The sequence below is a fragment of the Xanthomonas sp. 3075 genome, from assembly GCF_014197275.1.
Classification (GTDB): Bacteria; Pseudomonadota; Gammaproteobacteria; order Xanthomonadales; family Xanthomonadaceae; genus Xanthomonas; species Xanthomonas campestris_B.
Genome location: NZ_JACIFI010000014.1, coordinates 124,053 through 146,820, shown reverse-complemented (window position 1 = coordinate 146,820; position 22,768 = coordinate 124,053). Strand labels below are relative to the sequence as shown.

24 protein-coding genes are annotated in these 22,768 nt (G+C 64.5%); 4 read left to right on the top strand and 20 right to left on the bottom strand.

Features of this window, described 5'->3' with window-relative positions; translation table 11 throughout:
* From rpoN to GGR62_RS14370, 20 genes are all read right to left on the bottom strand, one after another.
* Entirely contained in the window at positions 1–1,401 is a 1,401-nt protein-coding gene (rpoN, locus tag GGR62_RS14465) for an RNA polymerase factor sigma-54 (RefSeq protein WP_184408557.1), read from the bottom strand.
* A gap of 225 nt (positions 1,402–1,626) precedes the next feature.
* Complete coding sequence (locus GGR62_RS14460; RefSeq protein ID WP_055854470.1) at positions 1,627–2,259, bottom strand: response regulator transcription factor; 633 nt, start codon at positions 2,257–2,259, stop codon at positions 1,627–1,629.
* Between the two features lie 70 nt (positions 2,260–2,329).
* On the bottom strand, positions 2,330–2,896 hold the full coding sequence (locus GGR62_RS14455; RefSeq protein WP_184408556.1) for a PilZ domain-containing protein: 567 nt from the start codon (positions 2,894–2,896) through the stop codon (positions 2,330–2,332).
* Positions 2,896–3,189 (bottom strand): hypothetical protein, encoded by a 294-nt coding sequence (locus tag GGR62_RS14450; RefSeq protein ID WP_184408555.1) that lies wholly within the window; start codon positions 3,187–3,189, stop codon positions 2,896–2,898. The genes GGR62_RS14455 and GGR62_RS14450 overlap by 1 nt, the downstream gene beginning before the upstream one ends.
* 8 nt (positions 3,190–3,197) lie before the next feature.
* A complete protein-coding gene (fliS, locus tag GGR62_RS14445) occupies positions 3,198–3,611 on the bottom strand; it encodes a flagellar export chaperone FliS (protein ID WP_184408554.1) in 414 nt (137 codons plus the stop codon).
* 149 nt (positions 3,612–3,760) lie between these two features.
* Positions 3,761–5,086 (bottom strand): flagellar filament capping protein FliD, encoded by a 1,326-nt coding sequence (gene fliD / locus GGR62_RS14440; protein ID WP_184408553.1) that lies wholly within the window; start codon positions 5,084–5,086, stop codon positions 3,761–3,763.
* 236 nt (positions 5,087–5,322) lie between these two features.
* Positions 5,323–6,522: a flagellin gene (locus tag GGR62_RS14435; protein ID WP_184408552.1), complete on the bottom strand. Its 1,200-nt coding sequence runs from the start codon at positions 6,520–6,522 to the stop codon at positions 5,323–5,325.
* Positions 6,473–6,781 (bottom strand): hypothetical protein, encoded by a 309-nt coding sequence (locus tag GGR62_RS14430; protein ID WP_184408551.1) that lies wholly within the window; start codon positions 6,779–6,781, stop codon positions 6,473–6,475. Before GGR62_RS14430 ends, GGR62_RS14435 begins: the two co-directional genes overlap by 50 nt.
* Before the next feature lie 57 nt (positions 6,782–6,838).
* Positions 6,839–8,044: a flagellar hook-associated protein FlgL gene (gene flgL, locus GGR62_RS14425; protein ID WP_184408550.1), complete on the bottom strand. Its 1,206-nt coding sequence runs from the start codon at positions 8,042–8,044 to the stop codon at positions 6,839–6,841.
* On the bottom strand, positions 8,044–9,918 hold the full coding sequence (gene flgK, locus GGR62_RS14420; RefSeq protein ID WP_184408549.1) for a flagellar hook-associated protein FlgK: 1,875 nt from the start codon (positions 9,916–9,918) through the stop codon (positions 8,044–8,046). Before flgK ends, flgL begins: the two co-directional genes overlap by 1 nt.
* 11 nt (positions 9,919–9,929) lie before the next feature.
* Positions 9,930–11,114: a flagellar assembly peptidoglycan hydrolase FlgJ gene (locus tag GGR62_RS14415; protein ID WP_184408548.1), complete on the bottom strand. Its 1,185-nt coding sequence runs from the start codon at positions 11,112–11,114 to the stop codon at positions 9,930–9,932.
* 1 nt (position 11,115) lies between these two features.
* Positions 11,116–12,234 (bottom strand): flagellar basal body P-ring protein FlgI, encoded by a 1,119-nt coding sequence (locus GGR62_RS14410; RefSeq protein ID WP_184408547.1) that lies wholly within the window; start codon positions 12,232–12,234, stop codon positions 11,116–11,118.
* A gap of 10 nt (positions 12,235–12,244) precedes the next feature.
* On the bottom strand, positions 12,245–12,937 hold the full coding sequence (gene flgH / locus GGR62_RS14405; protein ID WP_184408546.1) for a flagellar basal body L-ring protein FlgH: 693 nt from the start codon (positions 12,935–12,937) through the stop codon (positions 12,245–12,247).
* Between the two features lie 38 nt (positions 12,938–12,975).
* A complete protein-coding gene (gene flgG, locus GGR62_RS14400; RefSeq protein ID WP_006452262.1) occupies positions 12,976–13,761 on the bottom strand; it encodes a flagellar basal-body rod protein FlgG in 786 nt (261 codons plus the stop codon).
* A 942-nt stretch (positions 13,762–14,703) separates the two neighbouring features.
* Positions 14,704–15,459 carry a flagellar basal-body rod protein FlgF gene (gene flgF, locus GGR62_RS14395; RefSeq protein ID WP_184408545.1) on the bottom strand — a complete coding sequence of 252 codons (756 nt, stop codon included), beginning with the start codon at positions 15,457–15,459 and terminating at the stop codon, positions 14,704–14,706.
* Between the two features lie 144 nt (positions 15,460–15,603).
* Positions 15,604–16,827 carry a flagellar hook protein FlgE gene (gene flgE / locus GGR62_RS14390; RefSeq protein WP_184408544.1) on the bottom strand — a complete coding sequence of 408 codons (1,224 nt, stop codon included), beginning with the start codon at positions 16,825–16,827 and terminating at the stop codon, positions 15,604–15,606.
* A gap of 31 nt (positions 16,828–16,858) precedes the next feature.
* Positions 16,859–17,530 (bottom strand): flagellar hook capping FlgD N-terminal domain-containing protein, encoded by a 672-nt coding sequence (locus GGR62_RS14385; RefSeq protein ID WP_184408543.1) that lies wholly within the window; start codon positions 17,528–17,530, stop codon positions 16,859–16,861.
* Positions 17,531–17,567: 37 nt separating this feature from the next.
* The gene (gene flgC / locus GGR62_RS14380; RefSeq protein WP_002813454.1) at positions 17,568–17,975 is read right to left on the bottom strand and encodes a flagellar basal body rod protein FlgC; all 408 of its coding nucleotides are present in this window, start codon (positions 17,973–17,975) and stop codon (positions 17,568–17,570) included.
* Positions 17,976–17,978: 3 nt separating this feature from the next.
* The gene (gene flgB / locus GGR62_RS14375) at positions 17,979–18,380 is read right to left on the bottom strand and encodes a flagellar basal body rod protein FlgB (protein WP_184408542.1); all 402 of its coding nucleotides are present in this window, start codon (positions 18,378–18,380) and stop codon (positions 17,979–17,981) included.
* A gap of 320 nt (positions 18,381–18,700) precedes the next feature.
* Positions 18,701–19,645: a chemotaxis protein gene (locus tag GGR62_RS14370; protein ID WP_184408541.1), complete on the bottom strand. Its 945-nt coding sequence runs from the start codon at positions 19,643–19,645 to the stop codon at positions 18,701–18,703.
* Between the two features lie 297 nt (positions 19,646–19,942).
* On the opposite strand from GGR62_RS14370, the gene flgA reads away from it, so the two are divergent.
* From flgA to GGR62_RS14350, 4 genes are all read left to right on the top strand, one after another.
* A complete protein-coding gene (gene flgA / locus GGR62_RS14365; RefSeq protein ID WP_184408540.1) occupies positions 19,943–20,587 on the top strand; it encodes a flagellar basal body P-ring formation chaperone FlgA in 645 nt (214 codons plus the stop codon).
* A gap of 66 nt (positions 20,588–20,653) precedes the next feature.
* Positions 20,654–20,965, top strand: coding sequence for a flagellar biosynthesis anti-sigma factor FlgM (flgM, locus tag GGR62_RS14360; RefSeq protein WP_184408539.1), 312 nt, complete (start codon positions 20,654–20,656; stop codon positions 20,963–20,965).
* Positions 20,966–20,981: 16 nt separating this feature from the next.
* The gene (locus GGR62_RS14355; protein WP_184408538.1) at positions 20,982–21,314 is read left to right on the top strand and encodes a flagellar protein FlgN; all 333 of its coding nucleotides are present in this window, start codon (positions 20,982–20,984) and stop codon (positions 21,312–21,314) included.
* Between the two features lie 167 nt (positions 21,315–21,481).
* A complete protein-coding gene (locus GGR62_RS14350) occupies positions 21,482–22,708 on the top strand; it encodes an ATP-binding protein (RefSeq protein ID WP_184408537.1) in 1,227 nt (408 codons plus the stop codon).
* The last annotated feature ends 60 nt before the right edge of the window (positions 22,709–22,768 follow it).

Here is a 22,768-nt window from a genome sequence, read left to right as displayed (position 1 = left end):
TTATCCTGCCCGGGCAAGCAGCGGTTTGGTGTTGCGGCGGCGCTCGCGTGCCGGGGCGATGTCGAGTTGTTCGCGGTACTTGGCGACCGTGCGACGGGCGATATTAACGCCCTGACGCGACAGCAGCCCGGCAATGGCTTCGTCTGCCAGCGGCCGGCCGGCCGGCTCGCTTTCGATCAGCCTGCGCACCATTGCCTTGACCGCTTGACCGGAGACGCTTGCGCCTTCCAGTCGTACGGCAAAAAAGTGTTTGAGTTCGAATGTCCCGCGCGGGGTTTGCAGGTATTTACCTGTGGTGATGCGCGAAATCGTCGATTCATGCATGCCGATCTCATCGGCAATTTCTTTCAGCGTCAGCGGCGCCATCGCTTCCTCGCCACGCGCCAGGAACGCGGCCTGACGCTCGACGATGGCGCGTGTGGCACGCAGCAGGGTTTCGTAGCGCATCGACAGGCCACGGGTCAGCCAGCGCGCTTCCTGCAGCATCTCGCGCAGCGGCTGGGCGACGTCGCCGGCCTCGGCCAGTGCGCGCTCGTGCACCGGGTTGATGCTGACACGGTGGGTGGTGGCCGGATTCAACGCCACCCGCCAGCTGCCATCGGCATGCCATGCGAGCACATCCGGGATGACGCTGGCATTGCTTTCCTGCAGCAGATCGTCGCCCGGGCGCGGTTGCAGCGACAGGATCAGCCGTACGGCCTCGCGTGCGTCGTCCAGCTCGGCATCGTGCGCACGCGCCAGCACCGCGTAATCGTGGCTGGCCAGCAACTCCAGATCGCCGGCGAGGATGCGTGCGGCAAGATGACGGGCCGGCACGCGGCCGGGCAGGGCGCTCAGCTGGGCCTGCAGGCACTCGCGTAGATCGCAGGCGGCCAGGCCCGCCGGGTCGCCGTGCAGCAGGCGCTGGCGGATCGCTTCCACTGCCTCCACGGTCATACCCAGGCGGGTGGCACCGAGCTGCTGCAGCGTCGACAACGCCTCGGTCAGGTAGCCGGCGTCGTCGGTCTGCTCCAGCCAGAACGCGGCGGCCCCCAATGCGGCCTCGTCCAGGTCCAGTGCCAACTCACGCAGGATGCGCACATGCGGATCGGTGGATTCGCCGGCGGCCACGCGCTGCATGCGGTCGTCGTCGCCGTCGTTCCAACTGCTGCTCTGCACGTCCCACATCGTGCTTTCCGGCAACTCGTCGAACGCGGCGATGTCGTCGGCGCCATCGCCAGCTGCGGTGTCGTCGCTGCTGTCAGCAAGCTCTTCCAGTTCCAGCAGCGGGTTGGTTTCCAGCGCGCGACGAATTTCCAGTTCCAGCTGCATGCCGTCCAGTTGCAACAGACGGATCGACTGCAGCAACTGCGGGGTCAGGTGCAGTTGCTGGCCAAGCTGGGCGGAAATGGTCGTCTTCATTGAAGCGCTTCCGGAAGGCGCCGCGCGTGGCAGCGATGGAACGCATCTTGCAGGACAAGGCGACGGGTTTCTAATCAGGGAGTCGTGTGAGGTGACTCGTGATATTCCTGACAGTGCGTCAGGAATTCCCTGACACAGTGGCGGACTCAAGCATGTCCGCCGGGATCTCGTCACGGTTTTGATCGGCGCTCGTTTCTGCTGCGATCGCCGACGGAAAACGCTGGCTCAGACCAGCTCGTTGTGGTGCTTGGCAGCCAGCAGCACCAGATCGTTGGCGCGTCGGCAACCGAGTGATTCCATCATGCGTGCGCGATGCGTTTCCACCGTCTTGACGCTGATGCCCAGGTCCGCCGCAATTTCCTTGTTGCTCTGACCGCGCCCGATTTCGCGCAGGATCTCGCGTTGACGCGGCGACAGTGCGGCGATGCCGACCGGTTTTTCGCGGCCCAGCATCGGTGCAATCATCTTTGACGAAATCTGCGGGCTCAGGAACACCTGGCCGGCCGCTGCGGCGCGCAATGCCAGTTCCAGCTCCAGGGGCGCGGCGTCCTTGACCACGAAACCGACCGCGCCGCGATCGAGTGCATCGCGCACATGGACCGGGTCGTCGTGCATCGACATCATCACCACATGCGTGCGCGGCGCAGCGCGCAAGACATCGGTCATGGCATCCAGGCCGCTGCGACCGGGCAGGGACAGATCCATCAACACCAGATCCGGCCGGTGCAGGGAGGTCATATCCAGGGCTTGTTGCGCGTTACTGGCCTCCGCGACGACATCGATGCCGGCGAAGGTTTGCAGCAGCCTGGAGAGGCCTGCACGCACAAGGGTGTGATCGTCGACGATGATAACTCGCACGGCGGAGAAGAGACCTATTTTCGGTATAGGGCACCTTAGCCGACCCGACGCCTGCCGCCAACTAGCTGTATCAGCGCTGACGACGGGCGTCGGCGATCTGGCGGCGATGCAGGCGGAACAGATGACGTTCCAGGGCATCTTGCAGGCCTGGTGCAAGCGGGGCAAACCGCAGCCACAGCCACTGATCGTGCCCATCGCTGGCGCTTGCCAGCACCTCGGCGGGAAGCTGTACAAGTTCAGGGAGCCAGTCGGACGGTTGCAGGCAAACACTGCCGCTGGTGCCCGGCGGGTGGCCGGTTGCGCAATTCAGGCGGATGCCACGCACCGACCAGCGCACGAGCGCCTGGTTGAGTCCGCGATCGCCCTGCTGCACCAGGCGGCCGATCAATGCCAGCATCAGATCGAGTTTGGCATCCATGCGTTGCACCAGCAGCGGCAGTTCGCCGCGATCTTCGCTGGCTTCTTCGCTGCGCAGGTCTTCGACTTGGCCAAGGCTGCGCAGCAGGGTCTCTGCGGCGCTATGCGATCCGGCATCGCGACCCGCGTGGAAGCCGGCTGGCAGACGCAGTTCGCAAGTGAGCGTGTCGGCGAACAGTTCGGCATCGGCGGAGGGCGCGAGCGTGCCGAGCGCAGTCATCAGATCCGTCCGACCCGGGCGTAGGCGCGGCTGGCCGACGACGAGGTGCGCTGGGCGCGAATCAGGTCCAGCAGCTTGCGGCGACGGTCGAGCATCATCCGCATCAAATCCTGCTGCATCGTGTGCAAGGTCTGCAGCGCGTCGCGGTCCTGGCTTAGATCCACGTGCTGCGCATACTCGCGCAGGTGCAGGTCATGGCTGTCGAGCAGGAACGGCATCGCCTCGAAATCCTCTTGCGCCATGGCAAGGCGGAGGTCGGCGATTTCGGCTTGAAGGCTTTGCGCGCTGTGCATGGCTGGACTCAGGAAACCGCAGCGAGGCCGCGTTGTTCGAGGGGGATGGAGTTCCACGCCGAATCGATTTCGCTGAGCAACTCCAGCGCTTCGGTCAACGCAGACTCGTCGTTGTGCAGGTTGGCTGCGGTCAGGCGCTGCATGACGTAGTCGTACAGGGCCGACAGGTTACCAGCGATCTCGCCGCCGGCTTCGTGATCGAGCGAGCCGTTCAAATGACCGACGATCGCGCAGGCTTCGCCAATGGCTTTGCCCTTGCGCGCCTGGTCGCCCTGCGCCAGGCAGGCCTGGGCCAGACGGATGCGCTGGCAGGCACCGGCAAACAGCAGCGACACCAGCTTGTGCGGGTCGGCTTCGGTCACGCTGGTGGACACGCCGACCTTGCGGTATTGCTCGGCATATTGGCGATTGGAACCGTACATGGATGACTCCTCAATGGGCTGACCTTCGCTGCTTCCGGAGCGCTGCGCTCGGGCGATGACGCTCCTGCCAGAAGGCAAGGCCGAAATCACGATAGGCCCTTCTTGTATCGGCAAGACCCTTGCATGACTTGAGGATCGTCATCACCCAATTACCGTGTCAGCAGGCTGCTGAGCGACCCGGCGCTGCTCTGCAGCTTGCTGATCATGGTTTCCATCGCGGTGAATTGCGCGGTGTAGCGATCGGTGAGTTTCGCCATGCGCGCATCGAGGTCGTCCAGATCGGACTCGTAGCCCTTGATCTGCTTGTTCAAGCTGTCCGAGCGCAGTGTCAGGGTGCCGTTGTTGACGTTGACGTTGCTGTCCAGCAGCTTGGTCATGCCGGAGCCGAACTTGCTGTCCTTGCCGAACACCTCGGTGGCAGCGCCGCCGTCGGACGCGATGGCGGTGTCGAACTTGGCACCGTCGAAACTCATCACCCCATCCTTGTCGATGGTCAGGCCCAGCGCCTTGAGCTCGTTGACGTTGCCGCTGACCTGGCCGCGCAACTGCTGCTGCAGGCCGCGCACCAGCGAGTCGCCGGTCAGTGCCGAGGCGGTCTTGGTGGTGGCGTCGTAGGCGCTGCTCTTGGCCAGCAAGGTATTGGCGGTGTTGTACGCGGCGGCGTACGCGGTCAGATTGGCCTTGAGGCCGCTGGTGTCGGCAGCGACGCCCAGGTTGAACTTGGTGCCTTCGGCGGCCTTGGTCAGGTTGAGTACCACGCCCGGCACGATGTCGCTGACGGTGTTGGAGCTGGAGGTGCGCTCGAAGCCATCCACGCGCACCAGCGCATCGGCAGCGGCCACCTGCTGTGTCAGGCCGCCGGTGACGCCGGCGCCGAAGGTGAGGCTGCTCAGGCTCGGGTCGCTGGCACTGACAGTCAGCGCGCCCTTGGTGCCGGAGTCGACCGCGTTGAAGACCAGGTGCTGACCGTCGTTGGCGGTGACCACGCTGGCGGTGACGCCCTTGCCGCCGGCGGCCTTGTTGATGGCTGCAGCGATGTCGGTGAGCTTGTCGGTGCCGCTGATGTCGACGGTGATGCTCTGATCGCCATAGCCGATCGTCAGCGTGCCGCTGCCGACCGTGGCATCGGCGGTGAATGCGCCGGAGGCCAGTTTCTGCGATGCGGCCAACGACACCACTTCCACCGAATAGTTGCCAGGCGCTGCCGAGCTGGTGGTGGTGGCGGTGAAGCCGGCATCGGTCGGGACCGTCGCCTTGTAGGCGTTGGTATCGGCACTGCTGACAACCTTGTCCAGCGCAGACTTGAGCGTGGTCATGCTGCTCTTGATCTGGCTGATGGCCGACAGCTGCGTGGTCGCTGCGGTGCCGGCCTTGTTGATGCGCGCCTGCTCCGGATCCTTCTGACGGGATACCAGGGTGGACACCACGGTGGGGATATCCAGCCCGGAGCCGGACGTACTGATCACCGATGCCATGTTGCATTCCTCGTCTGGGCATCCGGACAGCGGATGCATGGGATTACGAGACGGGTATCGGCCGCATCCGGGAGGACTTTAGCGGGGCCGACGCGTCTTGCTGACCCACAGCCCGATGCAACTTCCGTGCCGGCCACGCCAATCCACTGGCGTCAAAAAAACCGCACCCACAAAAAAAGCCCCTCCGAAGAGGGGCTTTTGACTTGCTGAAAAGCGCTGCTGCTTTACTGCAACAGTTACTGCAGCAGGCTCAGCACGTTCTGCGGAACCGACTTGGCCTGGGCCAGCATCGCGGTACCGGCCTGCTGCAGGATCTGCGTGCGGGTCAGTTCGGCGGTTTCCTTGGCGTAGTCGGTGTCGCGGATACGGCTACGCGAGGCCGACAGGTTTTCCGAGGTTGCGCTCAGGTTGGCGATGGTGGAGGTGAAGCGGTTCTGCACCGCACCCATGTCGGCGCGCGAGGAGTTGACCGCGGTCAGCGCCTTGTCGACGATTTCCAGTGCCTTCTGCGAGCCGGAGAACGTGGAGATATCCAGGGTGCTCAGGGTCGAAGCGGTGGCGCCGGAAGCGGCCGAAGCGGTCTGGATGCCGGCGCCGACGGTGATGCCGGTAGCGCTGGAGGTACCCGCCGACAGCGAGGTGAAGTCCTGGCCAGCCTTCAGCGATTCGATCTGCACCGTACCGTCGGACTTGATCGAGGCGTACATGCCGGTCTGGTCGAGCTTGTCGTTGATCGCCGAGGCAACCTTCTTGTTCACATCGGCTGCGGTGTCGCCAGCGCCGACCTTGACGTCAGCGATGGTGACGCTCTTGGACGAACCGCTGGCGTCCTTGAACGACAGGCTGATGCCGGTGACCGAACCCGAGGCGGTGGCGGTGCCGGTGACGCCGGCAGCGGAGACCGCAGCGGCGAAGTTGGCCTTGCCCAGCGAATCGACATTGGCGTCGACGATGCTGTTGATGCCGATGGTCTGGCCGGCGTCGGCGCCGACCTGGAACAGCGCGCCGGAGAAGTCGCCGTTCAACAGCTTGGTGCCGTTGAAGTTGGTCTGGTTGGCAACGCGGTCGATTTCAGCGGTGAGCTGCTTGACTTCGGAGTTCAGCGCGTCACGGTCGGTGGACGAGTTGGTGGCGTTGGACGACTGCACCGACAGCTCGCGGATACGCTGCAGGTTGCTGCCGATTTCGACCATCGCGCCTTCGGCGGTCTGGGCCAGCGAGATACCGTCGTTGGCGTTGCGCGAGGCAACGTCCAGGCCGCGGATCTGCGTGGTGAAGCGCTCGGAGATCGCCAGACCTGCGGCGTCGTCCTTGGCGCTGTTGATGCGCAGACCCGAGGACAGACGCTGGATGCTCGTCGACATGCTCGCGCTGCTGGTGGTGAGGTTACGCTGAGCGTTCAGCGACATTACGTTGGTGTTGATTACCTGTGCCATTTTGATTTCTCCTAAGCGATTTTTCCGGCAAGGGGGACTTGCCCGGAGCCTCCGCAGGGGGGCCATCAAGTTGGCCGTTGCCGCTGCTGAGATGAATAACGGCGTTGCGTCGGGAACCTTTAGCGAAATCCAGTATTTTTTTCTGTTTTTCTGCTTCGGGACGAAATACGGAAACCTTGTGTATCAAGGGGTTTGGTTTATTCGGCAGCACCCCGTGGATCTTTAGCGCTTGTATAACTTTTTTACAGATAAACTCCATTCACCTGCGCAAGTCCTCACGCAGGGGTGCAGAAAAAAGCTGGTTTTCTGCTGAAAATCAGCGGAGCAGGTTGAACAACGACGACGACTGCATCTGCTGAAAAATCGTTTGAGCGGCCTGCAACGAGGCCTTCTCGAGTTGGTACTGCCCAATCGCCGAGGCGTAATCCAGATCGCGGATCGACGACAAGGTGGTCTTGAGCGTGACTTCGTTGGATTCGAGCAAGGAGTTGGCGTTGTCGATGGCCGACAACTGCGCGCCGCCCGAAGCGCGCGCGTCGATCATCTTCGACGAGGCCTGGCTGATGTCGCGCATGGAGCTCTGCAGCGTATTGATCATCGCCGCCTTCTGCGGCTGCGTCAGCGTGTCGGAGTTGAGCGCGCCGACCAGATCGTCGATGGTGGAGAACACGTCCTTGGTGGTGGAGGCGCCGATCTGGAAACTGTCGCCCACCGCCGGTGCGCCGCTGATGCGCATGCGCACGCCGGCGGCGGTGATGTCTTCGCCGTCTTTATAAGTGCCGGTGCCGACCACGGCGTTGGTGCTGTCGCGCACCTCGTAGGTGTCGGCGGCGGTGAACTGCACGCTGTAGCTACCGCCATTCCAGCTGCCGGTGCTGGCATCGCGGCTGAAATCCAGCAGCAGCCCGGTGCCGGTATTGGCGTTGGAGGGGTGCGCGTCCACGGTGCCGTCGCCGGTGCGGATACGCATGAAGATTTCGCTGCCGGGCAGGGTGTCGCTGACAAAGGTGTCCGGCGCCACTTCGACCTGCTTCTGGGTCTGGTCGCCGTTATAGACGACGCCGCCATTGCTCTTGATAAACGGCGCGCTGCCATCGGCGGTGCCGCCGAACAGATAGCGTCCGGTGCCATCGGTGCTGTTGGCCAGGCTCACCATGCTGTCGCGCAACGCGGTCAGTTCCGAGGCGATCGCCTTGCGGTCGTCGGGGCTGAGCGAGGAGTTGTTGGCCTGCACCGCCAATTCGGTGACGCGCGCCATTTTGTCGCCGGCTTGCGACAAGGCGTTTTCCTGCAGGCCCAGCCGGTTCTGCACATTGTTGGCGTTCTCGCCGAAGCGCGTGATCGCGGCCAGCGCACGGTCCAGGCCCACCGCGGTGCCTGCGGCGACCGGATCGTCCTTGGCGGTGACCAGGCGCTGCCCGCTGGAGAGCTGCGATTCGAGCTGGTTCAGCCGTGTCTGCTTGGCGCCCATCGAGGCGACCGACTGGCTGTACATCATGCTGGTGGAGATACGGTCGGTCATCAGCGTACGGCGCCCAGGATGGCTTGGAAGATGGTGTCGGCGGTGGAGATCATTTGTGCGGCCGCCTGATAGGCCTGCTGCAGCTTGAGCATGTTGGCGGCTTCCTCGTCGAGGTTGACGCCGGAAATCGAATCGCGGCTGGCCTGCGCCTGGTCGTTGATGACCTTCTGCGCGTCGGCGGCGTAGTCGGCCGCACGCGCGGCCGAGCCCACCGAGGTGGTCAGGCCCGAGAGCGCGCCGTTGAGCGTGACGGTGCCGCCGCTGAGCGCTTTGGCATCGTCGATCTTGGCCAGCAACTTGGCATTGCCGTTGTCGCTGGAGCCGGCGCCCATCGGGCCGACGCCGAACGTATCGCCGGCCTTGGGCGCGCCATCCAGCGCGAAGCTCCAGCCATTGGCGCTGATGGTCTGGCCGGCGGTGTAGGCGAACGGACCGGTGCCATCGATGGTGTATTGATTGGCATCGATGAACTCCACCGACGACGGGGTCAGCAGCGCCGGGTTCTGCGCATTGGTGACCTTGACGTCGCTGATCTTGCCGGAGCCCAGGTTGGCGACGGTGGCGGTGGCCTTGACCGGCGTCGCTGCGGCGATGCGCGAGGGGTCGGTGATGGCCACCGACACGGTGCCGGCCAGTCCGGCGGTGGGCTGCAGCAGGAATTTGTCGCCGCTGGCGGGCGTGCCGCCGACCACCATGCTCACGCCATTGAGCACCAACGGGTTGGCGACGGTGCCGGTGCCGGTCATCGGCACGGCCGCGCCGGTGCTGGCGCTGGTGGCCTTCCACGCGGTGCCGTCGAAACTGAGCGTGACGTTCTGCCCGTCCACCGCCGACATATTGCTGAAGCTGGCGGTCAGCGCAGCGGTGCCGGTGTTGCTCGGATTGGCCGCGGTAGTGGGCGAGCCGATAGTGAAGAAGTTGCCGCCCATCGCGCCGTACAGGTCCATACCCTGCGCGTGGCCGGCATTGAAGGTGCTGGCCATGCCCACGGCAAGGCGGCCCAGTTCGGCCTGGGTCGGCTCCAGCACGCTGCTGCGGAATTCCAGCAGGCCGCCGATCTGGCCGCCCAACGAATTGGCGCTGAGGCTGACGTTCTGTCCCTGGGTCTGCATCGCCACCTGCAGCTTGGTCGGCTGGTACGGGTCGGCGACGGTGGTGAGCTTGGACGAGGTGGTGCCCACCACCAGCGCCTGGCCCCCGGCGGTGAAGACATTCATGAAACCGCCGTCCTGCATCACCGCAGTGCCGCCGGTGTAGCCCACCAGCTTGCTCACCAGCGCGTCGCGCTGGTCGAGCATGTCCGGCGAAGCGTTGGCCGCGCTGTTGCCGATGGTGCCGTTGAGCTTGGCGATCTGCTGCGTCAAACGGTTGACTTCGTCTACCGAGGACGTCAATCCGCTGTTGACCTCATTGCTCAGGCTGTCCATTTGCCCGTTGAGCTGCTTGAAGCGCGTGGCCAGCGAGTTGCCGCTGTCGAGCATGCTCTGGCGCTCGGCGGTGGACGAGGCGTTGGACGACACCGCGCTGGTGGAGTCGAAGAAGTTCGACCACAGCCCGGCCACGTTGGTGGCGGTGTTGGAATACAGCGCGTCCACGCGGTTGGACAGCGACGACAGCTGCTGCAGCCGCGACAGTTCGCCGCCGCTGTCGAGCAGGCGCGAAATGGCCAGCTGGTCCGCCACCCGGCCCACATCGGTGATCTTGGCGCCATTGCCCACGAACGCGTAGCCCATGTCGGTGGGCGTGCGCGTTGCAAATTCCACGCGTTGGCGGCTGTAGCCTTCGGTATTGATGTTGGCGACGTTATGGCTAACGGTCGACAACGCCCGTTGGAAGGCGATCAGCGCGCTGGTCCCGGTGGACATGATGGACATGGGCGTTTACCTCAACGACGGATGGTGCCAAGCCCGGCAGGCTCGGCGGTGCTGGCGTAACGGTTGGACAGATCTGCCGCTGCGTTGCCGATGGCGGCGACCGCACGGTCGATGGTCGGGCCGTTGGCGATCGCCGCGATCTTGGCTGCGTAGCCCGGATCGGTGGCGTAACCAGCCTGTTGCAAGCCGCGTGCAAAACCGCGGATATCGGTGCCGGCCTGCAGCGCGGGCTGGTAACGACTGTTGTTTTTCAGCAGCCGCACATAGTCGGCAAAACTCTCCTCGGCCGAGCCGTAGGCGCGGAAATCGGCGGTTTCGGTGGTTTTGACGCCGTTGACGTATTCGTGGGTGCCGGTGGTGACCTTGTTGCCGCTCCAGCCGGTGGCCTTGATGCCGAACAGGTTGTTGGAATCGCCACCGTTGCCGATGCCACGCCGGCCCCAGCCGGTTTCCAGCGCGGCCTGCGCAACCAATGCACGCGGGTCCACGCCGAGTTCGCGCGCGGCTTTCTGCGCATGCGTCCAGATCTTGGCGACGAAGCCTTCCGGCGTGCGCTCGCCCAGGCTAGCGGCGGCGCTGCTGGCGGCGCTGGCATTGACTGCGGCATTGGCATCGGCGGCATCGCTGACGCTGACGTCGCTCCACTGATCGTTGGCCGATGGCCAGCTCAGCGCAGCAGCGTCGTCGCTGCCGGTGCTGCTGCTGCGCCCGGCGATCAGATCCAGTACCTGGCTCATGCCGATACCGGTCAAGCCGCCTGCGCCGATGCCTGCAGCGGTGCCGACAGCTGCGCCGAGGCTTGCACCGACGCTGCCTGCCGCGCCGTCGCGTGCCGGCAGCGGCAACGAGGCGTCGCGCTTGCCGGCGACCAGGGCATAGGCCTTGGCCGCATCGGCAGTGCTCAACGAGGTGTTCAACGCTGGGCCGCCGGTGTCGCCGCTCAGCTGCTTGGAGATCATCGCCGACAGGCCCAACCCCTTGCCCTGCGTCAGCGCCTTGGCCATCTGCTGGTCGTACATTTCGCGGAACATTTGGTTTTCGCCCGGAAACATCGGGTCGCCGGAGCTCGCATCGCGCATGCTCTTGACCAGCATCTGCGCGAACTGGCCTTCGAGCTGACGTGAGACCTTGTCGATCTTTGCGGGATCGGCCTTGGTGCTCGGGTTGAGATCTATGGGCGAGGCTGCGATACGCATGTCAGATCACCTCTAGCTCCGCCGTCAGCGCGCCAGCCTGCTTCAGAGCTTCGAGAATGGCGACCAGGTCGCCGGGAGCCGCGCCCACTTCGTTGACCGCGCGAACGATCTGATCGAGCGTGGTGCCGCCTTCGAACTTGAACATGCGGCTGCCTTCGGAGGTGGCCGTGATCGTGGACTGCGGCGTCACCGCCGTGCGGCCGCCACTGAAGGCGCCCGGCTGGCTGACATTGGTGTTTTCGCTGATGGTGACGGTGAGCGAGCCATGCGCAATCGCCGCCGGCATCACCCGCACCAGCTGGCCGATGACCACGGTGCCGGTGCGTGCGTTGACCACCACCTTGGCCGGCGCGTCGCCCGGCGACAATTCCACGTTCTCCAGCCGCGACAGCAGGCCGATCCGGGCGCTGGGGTCGGTCGGCGAGCGTACCGACACGGTCACCCCATCGACCGCACGTGCGGTGCCGGCGCCGAAGCTGTTGTCGATCGCTGCGACCATGCGCGAGACGGTGGTGAAGTCGTTCTGATGCAGGTTGAGGGTGATCTCGCCGCTGCCGGCGAACACGTCCGGCAGGGCGCGTTCGACGGTGGCACCGTTGGGAATGCGGCCGACGCTGGGAATATTGACCGACACCCGCGAGCCATCCTTGCCCTGCGCGCCGAAACCACCGACCACCAGGTTGCCCTGAGCCATCGCGTAGACCTGGCCGTCGGCGCCTTTCAGCGGTGCCATCAGCAGCGAGCCGCCACGCAGCGACACCGCGTTGGCGATCGAAGAGACGGTGATGTCGATCGGCTGGCCGGGCTTGGCGAACGGCGGCAGCTCGGCGTGGATCGCCACGGCCGCGACGTTTTTCAGCTGCGGGTTGACGTTCGCCGGAACATTGACGCCCAGCTCGCCGAGCAGGTTTTTCAGGCTCTGCACGGTGAAGGGCGCCTGGCTGGTGCGGTCGCCGCTGCCGTCCAGGCCAACCACCAGGCCGTAGCCGACCAGCGCGTTGCCGCGCACGCCGCCGACCTGGGCGAGATCCTTGATGCGTTCGGCCGATGCCGGTGCGGCGATCGCGCACAGCGCGACAGCGGCAGCGAGCAGACGGAAGGGCAGGGAAGACAGATTCATGGTCGCAGGCTCAGTAGGGCGACAAACGGGAATTGAAGAAGCGGCTCAACCAGCCCATCGCGTTGGACTGCGCGATCGCGCCGCGGCCGCCATAGGCGATGCGGGCATCGGCCACCTTGCTCGAGGGCACGGTGTTGTCCGGGCCGATGTCGGCGGCGCGCACGATGCCTTGCACCTGCACCAGTTCGTCGCCCTGGGTCAGGCGCAGATTCTTCTGCCCCTGGATCACCAGATTGCCGTTGGGCAGGCGCTGCATCACGGTGACGGTCACGCTGCCCTGCATGCGATTGCTTTGCGCGGTATTTCCCTTGCCGCCGAAGCTGCGGTCGCCGCTGGTGGAGTTGCGCAGCACATCGGTGCCGTTGACGGTGAGCGGCACACCCAACAGCGTGGGCGTGCTCATGTCCACGGTGTCGGCCTTGCTGATGCTGGTATTGGCAGTGGACGAGGCGGTGGTGCTTTCCACCAGGTTCACCGTCAGCAGGTCGCCGACATCGCGTGCGCGACGGTCGCCGTAGAGATTCAGGCTCGGGCCGGCAGCGTAGATCGCCCCGGCGGTGGGCTGCGCCACCGGCGCGACCACCGGCACGATCGGCGCCAGTTCGGCGAACGGCCGCACGTCGCCGGCTGCCACGCAGCCACCCAGCAGCACGCTGCAGGCGATGGCGAAGCACAGGGAGGAGAGAGAGGGCAGGCGGGACATGGCGTGAGTTCCTGAGAGGGCGATGAGCGGCGAGCCGATCAGACGTTGTTGTTCAAGTAACCGAGCATCGAGTCGGTGGTGGAGATCGCCTTGGCATTCATTTCGTAGGCGCGCTGCGTCTCGATCATGCTCACCAGCTCTTCCACCGTATTGACGTTGCTGCCTTCCAGCGCACCCTGCACGGTGGTGCCCAGGCCATTGAGGCCGGGGGTGCCGTTCTGTGCGGGACCGGAGGCGGTGGTTTCGACGAACAGGTTCTCGCCCTTGGATTGCAGACCCGAGGGGTTGATGAAGTCGGTCAGCGTCAACGCGCCGATTTCCTGCGCGGCGGCCTGGCCGGCCAGGGTCACGCTGATGGTGCCGTCGTTGCCGATGGTCAGCGACTGCGCGCCTTCCGGCACCTGGATGCCCGGCTGCAGCGGGTAGCCGCTGTTGGTGACCACTTCGCCCTGCGCATTGATCTGAAAGGTGCCGTCGCGTGTGTAGGCGGAGGTACCGTCGGGCATCTGCACTTCGAAGAAGCCGCGGCCGTTGACCATCACGTCGAGCGCGCGGCCGGTCTGCTGCTGGCTGCCCTGGTCGAAGCCCTTGAAGGTGGACACCACGCGCACACCGGTGCCCAACTGCAGGCCGGTGGGCAGCTGCGTCTGCGCGGAGGTGGAACCACCTGGCGCGCGCACCTGTTGATACAGCAGGTCTTCGAACGCGGCACGGTCGCGCTTGAAGCCGGTGGTATTGGTATTGGCCAGGTTGTTGGAAATGACCGACATGCGCGTCTGCTGCGCATCCAGTCCGGTTTTGGCGACCCACAAAGCCTGATTCATGACCCGATTCCTCGTTAGACCCGGGGATGTGTTCCGGGTACGGCTGGGTATATGCACGTGCCGTGCCAAACCCGTGCCGGATTTTTGCCGGCTGTGCGGTGGATCACGCGGGGTTGGGGCGCGGCGGCCTGCGCAGGGCAGGGCTGGCGGCGGGTAGGCAGCTTCTAGGCGGAAGCGGTGGAAACCTGCGCGGCAGATCAGCCGCGGTAGATCGGTTGCCGGTCAGCGATGTGTTCGACGACGTGTGAACCTTTGGCGCTGCGTGCGGAAGGGTTCTTGGGATTTGCCGGCTGGCATTGCGACACAATCAATAGCCTGGTTGGTTGAGCGCGCGGTGCCCTCAACAGCCTGGTCAGTCAAAAGCCTGGTCTGTCGAGGGCGCGGTGCCCTCACCGCTCGCGGGACACGCCGTGAACCCGTCCCTGGGGGCTCGGTGTCGGCATCCATGCCGCCACACGGTCCCGCAATCGGCGAGGACACCGCACCAGGGAGTTGGTCGGTTGTTTTCTTAGAATCGTGTCCGTTGCTCGGCTTTCATTGAGAAGATGATCGGACGCGCCGTTATCTAAGCAACCCACGTCAAGCATTGCTTGCACCATGCATGCCGACCATCTCGACTGGTCCTTGCCCGCCCACCGTCGCGGGACCTTACGCGGCATGGATGCCGCGTAAGAGCTTACAAGGACGTACTTGCAGCGTGTCCCGCGACGGTGGGTGGGCCAGGGTCCTGCAGCCAAGGTGGGTGGGCCAGCACGCTGCAGATCAGCGGCAGCGAGAGCCCAGATCATTCGCTCAGCAGTAGAGCTGCGTGTGCATGACGATAGTAGCCAAACGACATGCCGATTGCGTAAGCCTGCCATGCCGCCTCGCGCCTGCTTTCGAATTGGCTGGCAAAACCCGGCGGGCCGACTGGCGATTGCGCAGTCGCCTTGGCGATGACGTTTAGCCACTCACACGCAGCAGCGAATTGGCCGACTGCGCATTGTCGTCGCCATTCTTGATGATCTTGACCTGCATTTCGAACTGGCGCTGCAGCTGGATCATCTCCACCAGCGCGCCGGCGGCATCCACGTTGCTGCCTTCCAGCATGCCGCTGTTGACGGTCTTGCCGGTGGCCACCGCAAATGCCTGCGCGGGGTCGGTGCTGGTGTTGCGCATCAACCCGTCCGGGCGCCGTGTCAAACGGTCGGCGGGCGCATCGACGACTTTCATCTTGCCGACGATGGCCATGGTCTGCGGGCCTTCGCCCTGTGGAATGATGGAAATGCTGCCATCGCTGCCGATTTCCATCGCCTGGTGCGGCGGAATCGTCATCGGCGCGCCGCCCTCATCCAGCACCGCGTGCCCGTTGGCGGTGACCAGCTGGCCATTGGCGGTGAGCGCCAATTCGCCGTTGCGGGTGTAGGCCTCGCTGCCGTCGGGCGACTGCACGGCCAGCCAGCGGTCCTGCTGCAGCGACACATCCAGCGGATTGCCGGTCACCTTCTGATGGCCCTGGCTGCGATCGAAGCCCTGATCCACGTGCAGCGCATCGATCCGCGACGGATACCCCTTGCCCTGGATCTTGAAGGCCTCGGTATTGGCCAACGCGGCCTTGAACCCCACCGTATCGACGTTGGCAAGGTTGTGCGACACGGTGCTTTGCGCCTGCAGGGAGGCGCGGGCACCGGTCATTGCTACGTAGAGGGCTTTGTCCATTTGGCACCGGGAATCGTGAATCGGGAATGGGGAATTGCAAAAGCAGGATTGCTGGAGTCTGGGAGAAGGGGGGCAAGGCCGGCATCCGATACACGAGATGCCTGCTCTTACGATTCCCTAATCCCGATTCCCCATTCCCAGCTCTTAACGGATATTGATGATCGTCTGGGTGACCTGGTCCTGGGTCGAGATCATCTGCGAGTTGGCCTGGAAGTTGCGTTGGGCCACGATCATGTTCACCAGCTGCTCGGTCAGGTCCACCGTGGAGGCTTCCAGCGAGCCGGATTCGATCTGGCCCAGGTCCGAGGTGTCCGGCGCGCCGGTGCGGGCGGCGCCGGAGGTGTAGCTTTCGGCCCACATGTTGTTGCCCTGCGACTGCAGGCCCTGCGGGTTGACGAAGCTGCTCAGCGCGACCTGGCCCAGCGGCTTGTCGGCGCCGTTGGAGTAGCGGGCGAACACCACGCCGCTGGTGTCGATGCTGATCTCGTTGAGCTTGCCGCTGGCGTAGCCGTCCTGGCGGGTGTCGCGCAATGCGAAGGCTTCGCCGTACTGGGTCGAGCCGCTGACGTTGAGCTGCATGTTCAGCACGCCGGCACCGGTGCTCGGGGTGAACGGGTCCATCGCGACGATGCCGTTGGCCGGGGTGGTCAGCGAACCGGTATCGGAGAACTGCAGCGTGGTCGGCGCACCGACCGCGGTACCGTCCACGTAGTTGTGCACCTGCCACTCGTTCGGGTTGGCGGTCTTGACGAAGTAGGAGGTCTGCACGTGGCTGACGCCCAGCGAGTCATAGACATTGATGCCGCCGGTGGAATGGCTGTAGGTCTTGTCGTCGGCCGGGCTGAACGGGGTCACCGTCGGCGCGGTGGCGTTGCCGGGCAGGGTGAAAGCCAGGTTGACCGTGGAGGTCGACTTGGGCGGGCTGTCGGTGGTCAGCAGCTGCAGGTCCGACAGGCGGCCCACGTCGAAGCCATTGCCGCTGGGGTTCGGCGCAAACACCTGCAAACGCGCGCCCTGCGGGTTGATCACATAGCCGTTGGAATCGGTCTGGAAGTTGCCGGCGCGGGTGTACATCTTGGCGCCGTTGGACGACACGGTGAAGAAGCCTTCGCCGGAGACGGCCAGGTCCAGGCTGCGCCCGGTCGGGTCGATATTGCCCTGCGAGAACTGCTGCGCCACGTTGCTGACGCGCACGCCGGAGCCCACCGCATTACGCGACAGGCCGTAACTGGTGCTCTGGAACATGTCGGCAAACTCGGCGCGCGATTCCTTGAACCCGGTCGTGTTGACGTTGGCGATGTTGTTGGAAGTGACGTTCAGATCGGCATTGGCTGCGTTGATGCCGGACAACGAGGTATTGAAAGCCATGGATGAGTTCCTTTAAGTGTCGGTTGCCGGCTCAGCTGACGCGGAGCACGTTGGCGAGCGGGGAGGTGCCGAGCCCCGTCAGGTTGAGATACAGGCCGTCCGAGCCGATGGTGACGCTGTCCACTGGTGCATCGACGTAGGTGGGCAACTTGCTCTTGGCGCCAGCGGTGTCGGTTTGGGTTGCGGTGATGCCGTATTTGCCGGCCGCCATGCGGTTGCCGTTGGCGTCGGTGCCATCCCAGGCAAACGACACCTCACCGGCGGCGCTGGCCGGCACGCTGAGTTGTTTGACGAAGGCGCCGTTGGCATCGGTGATTTCGAAATTGACGAAACCGGCCGAGGTCGCGGCGACCACGCCCTTGGCCGAGCCGGTGGCGTCGATCGCCACCTGCGCCGAGGGCACCAATACGTTGTGCCCGACCAGCGCTGCGCCCTTGAGCACCTGATCGCTGCTCTGTGCTGCGGAGAAGCTGCTGACCTTGGTGTTGAGATCGCCAATGCCCTGCACGGTGGAGAACTGCGCCAACTGGCCCAGAAACGCGCTGTTTTCCATCGGTTTGAGCGGGTCCTGGTGCTGCAGCTGCTCGGTCATCAACTTGAGGAAGTCGGCCTGCCCGAGTGATTCCTCCTTCTTTTTCGTGGAGGCGGCGCTGCTGGTGCTCAGCCCGAGGCTGGCGTAGAGGTCACTGCCGATCGTGCTCATCTGGAATGGTCCGTTAGTAAAGGTCAGCTAGGAAGGGTCAGCGACCCATCGTGAGGGTCGCGAGCGCCAGTTCCTTGGCGGTATTGAGCATTTCCACGCCAGCCTGGTAGTTACGCGAGGCGGAAATCATGTTGACCATCTGCGAGACCGGGTCCACGTCGGGCGAGAACACGTAGCCGTCGGCGTCGGCCAGCGGGTGGCCAGGCTCGTAGCGACGGATCGGCGGTGCGTTGGTGGTGGTGATCTCCTTGACGTTCACCGAGGTCAGGCTGGGGTCCTGGCGGTTCTGCTGGGCCTGGAAGATCGGCTCGATCGGCTTGTAGGTCGCCTCGGCCGAGCCTGCGACCGAATCCGCATTGGCCAGGTTGGAGGCGATGGTGCTCAGGCGGACCGACTGCGCATGCAGCGCCGAGCCGGCCACATCGAAAATGGGAAGATTGCTCATGGCTTATTGGCCCGTGATTGCGGTGAGCATCGAGCGCACCTTGGATTCGATGAAGCTCATCGACGCGCGGTATTCCAGCGCGGCGCGGCCGTAGGCGGCGCGTTCGGCGTCGGGATCGACCGTATTGCCGTCCAGGCTGGGCTGGTCGGCTTCGCGGGTGATCTGGAACGGATTGAGCCCGGCGTTGCCGCCGATCTCGTAATGCTTGGCGTCGGTGGTCTGCAGCAGGGTGCCGTCGCGCACGCCTTCGGCCGATTTGAGCGCCGCCTCGAAATTCAGATCCTTGGCCTTGTAGCCAGGGGTGTCCACATTGCTCAGATTGCTGGCAATGAGCTTCATGCGCTGCTCGCGCAGCGGCAGGGCATCGCCGTGGATGCCTAGAAAGGACGAGATTGAATTGGACACGGTGCTCTCCCGCGAAGTGTTACCAGGGAGGAAGCAAAGTCTGTGCCAGATCGGATGTATTGCGGGCCGCAGGAGGGCTGGGTGCCTAAATCGGCCGACGAACGGCGGTCGGGCGATGCAGAGCGCCCGATCGGGATCGACGCCTTACGCCGTGACACATCCCGAGACAGGGCAGCGTGCCGGTGTCGGCCATCAGCCGCCGTGCGGCGCAGCGCGTGGACCGGTGTGGCCAGTGAGAATGCATCGCGCGTGCCAGGCACGGCAGCGCAGTTGGGCAGGGTGCAACGGTCGTCGGCCGCATCGGCGGCCGATCGGCGGGCTCAGGCCGCTTCGGCGACCACTTTCAGGCGGGCCAGCACGTAGTCGGCCAGCTCGTGGGCGCTGTACTTGGCCACGAAGGCGTTGGCACCGACCTGTTCGACCATGGCGTTGTTGAACACGCCCGACAAGGAAGTGTGCAACAACACGTACAGGCCTTGCAGCCCCGGCGTGCGCCGGATTTCTGTCGTCAGCGTGTAGCCGTCCATCGCCGGCATTTCGATATCGGAGATCACCATCGCATAGCGATCGGCCGGATTCTCGCCCGACGCCGCCACCTGCAACAGATGGTCCAGCGCCTGGCGGCCGTCCGACAACAGGGTTGCCGAGACGCCCAACTGGTCGAGCACGCTGCGGATCTGCTGGCGCGCCACCCGCGAATCGTCCACCACCAGCACCTGGAACTGCCGGTCGTAATGCACCAGCTGCAGCGACGGGTCCAGCTGCACGTCCTTGCTGACCTTGGCGATATCGGCCAGCACGCTTTCTACGTCGATCACCTGGATCAACTCGCCCTGGAACCGCGTCACCGCCGTCAAATAAGTGGCTTCGGCGCCGAGTTCCGGCGGCGGATGGATGTCTTCCACCGCAATATTGACGATGCGCTCCACACCGCTGACCAGGAACCCCTGGACCGAGCGGTTGAACTCGGCCACCACCAGGTAGCCGGGGCCGTCTTCCGAGTGCGCATCGCGTTCCGGGTGGCCGATCGCCAGCCCCAGGTCCAGCACCGGCACCGAGCGCCCGCGCACGTCGGCGACGCCGGCGAACTCGGTCGGCAGGCCGGGCACCTGGAACAGCTCCGGGCGGCGCAGCACTTCCTGGACCTTGAAGACGTTGACGCCAAAAAGCTGGCGCCCACCCAGCCGAAACAGCAGCAGGGCCAGTCGGTTGTGGCCAGCCAGGCGCGTGCGCTGGTCGATTCGGTTGAGCAGATCGTGGGTCATGGGGCAGATATCGACAGCGCCGCCTGGAAACTTGAGGGCTTTGTGGTTGGTCGGGGGCGCTGTGGGGAATGGGGAGTCGGGAATGGGGAATCGCAAAAGCGGAGGGCTTTGCGCAGCAAGCCCGAGGCGAAGGGCCGTGCTCTGACGTACTTACGGTGTTCACTAAGCAAATCGCACAGCAGCAACGAAGACCGACCAAGGCTCAGTCCCCGACCGATTCCCAATTCCCGATTCCCGATTCAAAAAACAGGCACACCTCTTGCACTGTGTTCCGGGTCTTCTTCCGGATCTGGTCCCATGCGCCTGCTCCTGCTTGTCATCTTGTTGGCTGCCGCTCCGGCCTGGGCCCAGAGCTACCAGTCTGTCGATTCCATCCGTGCTGCGGCGCTGGCCACCGTTGGGCCCGATGCCGAGGCCGAGGCCACGCTCGATCCGGGTCTGCGCATGCCGGCCTGTCCGATCGCGCTGCAGGCCCAACCCACCGGCACCAATACAGTCGAGGTGGCCTGCCCGCAGCCGGCCGGTTGGCGCCTGTTCGTGCCGCTGAAGGTGCGTCGCAACCAGGATGTCCTGGTGCTGCGTCGGGGCATCAGCGCTGGAGAAACCATCTCGCTGGCCGATATCAGCATCGAGAAGCGCGATGCCGCCCGCATCGTCGGTGCGGTACTGGCCGACCCGGTGGCCGCAGTGGGCAAGTCCGCCCGCCGCGTCCTGCCGGCCGGCTCGCTGCTCTCGGCCAATGATCTGGTGTCGCAGCGGCTGGTCCGGCGCGGTGACACCGTCCCACTGGTATCGCGCAATGGCGGTCTGGAGGTGCGCATGAGCGGTCGCGCACTCTCCGATGCCGGCGAAAACGAGCGGGTTTCGGTTGAAAATTCCTCGTCCCGCCGTGTGGTGCAGGGGATTGTTGAAGCGAGCGGAACCGTTGTGGTCTCCAGGTAAAAATTTTCTATAAAGTTTTTTTTCTGGGTGCCGTTATCCCCTACGACCTGTAGAGGAGTTCCTGACATGACCCAGAAAATCGAAGGCAATCTACCGACCGCTGCGACCGTTCGCACCGCGGCCCCGAGCAGCAAGATCGCTTCGGCCGGCGAAGACCGCACGTCCCCGATCGCCGCATTGCCGCCGACCGACAGCGTCAAGCTGACCGGCGAGGCGACCAACCTGCAGAACCTGCAGCGCGAGCTTTCACAGTCCTCGGCGATCGACACCGGTCGCGTCCAGGCAGTGAAGGATGCGTTGCAGAACGGCAGCTACTCCATCAACCCGGATGCCATCGCCAGCCGCATGATGGATCTGAATCAACAACTGGCCGGCTAATCCCCGACGGTAAAGGATGAACGTGAACGAGTTCCTGCAACGTCTCAGCGATGCGCTGGCCGGCGAACGCCAGGCATTACTCGAGAACGACATCGATGGGTTGATGCGGCACACGCAAGACAAGCTGTCGGCGCTGCGCGCGCTTGAAGCGCGAATGCCCGAAGGTGAAGAAGACCGCCTGCGTGAGCTGGCCGAAGCCAACCGCGCCAACGGCGCACTGCTGGCACGTCGGCGCCGTGAAGTGAATTGGGCACTGCGTCACCTGGGCCGCACCGAAAGTGCGCCTTCGTACGATGCCAATGGCCAGTCAAGCGTACTGCGCGGCGGACGTTCTCTGGCCGTTGCCTGAGCAGGCGCAACTGCGCTACATGCAGGTGCTGGCGGTGCAGCACACACGTGCGGGATAGCGCTGTTTTGCGCGGCATGCAGGCTTGCTGTGGTCGCTGAGGCGATCCGGCACTGCGGCGCGTCGGCGGTTCGGCGTATATTGAAGCGCCCTTTACGCCTTCTCGCCCCGTGACCGCCAAGTTCTTTTTGAATCAAACGCTGTTGCCGTCCTCGGCCATGCTGCGCGCCTTCGGCGACCAGATGCTTGAGGGCTTGTTGCTGTTCCGCGCAGACGGGCAGCTGATCCTGGCCAACGCCATGGCGCGCCAGAGCCTGTGCAAGGAAGATCCCACCGACAATCGCAACTTCGGTGAGCGGATTTCGCAGGTACTGCCATCGGATGCACTCAATCAAGCGCGCACCAAGGGCAGCTGGACCGGCAGCCTGCCGGTGGCCGATCGTGTCGTCATCGCGCATCTGTACTACAACGAAGATCAGGGCGTCGGTCACTTTCTGGCGTTGTTCCACAACATCGAAGGTCAGCAGGACTACGAGCGCGAGCTGCAGCAACGCCACGCCGAACTGCGCCAGGCCTACCTACGGTTGAACGGTGCGCAGGACAAACTGCTGCAGTCGGAAAAGATGGCCTCCATCGGCCAGCTCGCCGCCGGCGTGGCGCACGAAATCAACAACCCGATCGGTTATGTGCACTCCAACCTCGGCAGCCTGCAGGAATACCTGCGCAGCCTGTTCACGCTGATCGAAGCCTATGAGCGCGCGCTGCAGGCGCCGGACCCGAAGGCGCTGATTCCCGAGATCGACGAGATCCGCAACCGCGCCGACATCGACTTCATCAGCCGCGATCTGCCGCAGCTGATGGCCGAGTCGCGCGAAGGCATCGAGCGGGTGACCCGCATCGTGCGCGACCTCAAGGACTTCTCGTATTCGGACCGGTCCGAGTCGTGGAAGATGGTGGACCTGCACGCCGGTCTCGAATCCACCATCAACATCATCTGGAACGAGCTCAAGTACAAGGTCACGCTGGAGCGTAATTACGCAGAGTTGCCGCTGGTGGAATGCCTGCCGTCCGAGCTCAACCAGGTCTATATGAACATGCTGCTCAACGCCGGGCAGGCGATTGTCGAGCGCGGCACCATCACCGTCACCACCGGGCGCGACGAAGCGGAAAACGTCTGGATCCAGTTCCAGGACAGCGGCGCCGGCATCGCCCCGGACCTGTTGCAGCGCATTTTCGACCCGTTTTTCACCACCAAACCGGTCGGTAGCGGCACCGGCCTGGGCCTGTCGATTTCCTACGGCATCATCAACAAGCACCACGGCCGCATCGATGTGGAGAGCACCCCGGGGCAGGGCGCCAGTTTCCGGATCGTGTTGCCGGTGCGGCAGCCGCGGTAGCGCTTGGAATCGGGAGTGGGGAATCGGGAATCGGTAGAGCGGCGTTTGCTTGTGATTTGC